This window comes from Caballeronia sp. J97 (assembly GCF_905220305.1).
Taxonomy (GTDB): Bacteria; Pseudomonadota; Gammaproteobacteria; order Burkholderiales; family Burkholderiaceae; genus Caballeronia.
This window is the reverse complement of record NZ_CAJMZL010000081.1, coordinates 1-1,337: the sequence shown is the minus strand read 5'-3', so window position 1 is coordinate 1,337 and position 1,337 is coordinate 1. Positions and strand designations below refer to the sequence as shown.

The window sequence follows — 1,337 nt, the reverse complement described above, 5'->3', positions numbered from 1 at the left end:
CAGGCTGTTGAAATACCCTCTGCGTGGGTCATCCGTGCGCAAGGGAGAAACGTTGATTCAAGGAATCGAACGACACTGAGACCGAAACGATGCGCGGAGCGGACGGCTACACCGAATCGATGTTCACGATGTCCAAGCTGGACGACTTCGTTCCGGCCAATCATCCGCTTCGACCGATTCGCTTGTGGCTGAACGAGGCGCTCGCCCGCATGGATACGGTCTTTTCGCGCATGTACGAGAGCGATGCGAGGGGCGGTCGTCCGAGCATTGCGCCAGAGAAGCTGATTCGCGCCCTGCTGTTGCAAGTGCTGTATTCGATTCGAAGCGAACGCATGTTGATGGAGCAAATCTCCTACAACATGTTGTTTCGATGGTTCGTTGGACTGGCAATGGACGATGCGGTTTGGGACCACTCCACCTTCAGCAAGAACCGCGACCGGCTGATAGTCCATGATGTCATTGTCAGTCTGTTCAACGAGACGGTCGAGACGGCGCGCGTGCGCGGGCACCTGTCGGGCGAGCATTTCAGCGTCGACGGCACGCTCATTCAGGCTTGGGCGGGACACAAGAGCTTTGTGCCTAAGACGAAGCCGGATGACGACTCGCCGCCTGACGGCGGCGCCGGCTCTCAGGAAAACTGGCGCGGCGAGAAGCGCAGCAACGACACCCATGAATCCAGCACGGACAATCAGGCCCGATTGTTCCGCAAGAGCCGTGGCACGGGCGCGGTGCTTTGCTACATGGGCCACGTGCTGACCGATAACCGGCACGGCCTCGTAGTGAACGCACAGGTCACACAGGCCAACGGCACCGCCGAGCGGGATGCGGCCGCAGAGATGCTTGCAGATGCTGCGCGATTTGCCGGTGCCTCCATTACGGTCGGTGCTGACAAGAACTACGACACGGCCGGCTTCGTGGCAACGTGCCGCGCGAACAATGTGACACCGCATGTAGCGCAAAACGATGCACGCGCGGGCGGTTCCGCGATTGACGCTCGAACGACGCGATGGCCCGGCTACGCAATCAGTCAGTGCAAACGCAAACGCATCGAGCAGGTGTTTGGGTGGGGCAAGACCGTCGGCGGGATTCGGCAGGCGATGTATCGAGGTCTGAGGCGAATCGACCAGCTTTTTCTGCTGACTCAGGCCGCGTACAACTTGACCCGCATGCGAACCCTTGCTGCTCGGGCAGCTTGAAAGCGTAAGCGAGAAGGAAAGCGGCATCGGCAGCACCTGAATCAAGGATGTGGGCGTCAATGCATTCGGAACACTGCATCGCGCCAGCTCTTCCGAATAAGCGAGCGTGCGTTCACAAGGGGATATTTCAACAGCCTGCTA

1 protein-coding gene is annotated in these 1,337 nt (G+C 59.5%); it reads left to right on the top strand.

The annotated features are described in order from the left end of the window. The first annotated feature begins 89 nt into the window (after nucleotides 1–89). On the top strand, nucleotides 90–1,196 hold the full coding sequence (locus U4Y90_RS35910) for an IS5 family transposase (RefSeq protein WP_250460802.1): 1,107 nt from the start codon (nucleotides 90–92) through the stop codon (nucleotides 1,194–1,196). Nucleotides 1,197–1,337: the final 141 nt, after the last annotated feature.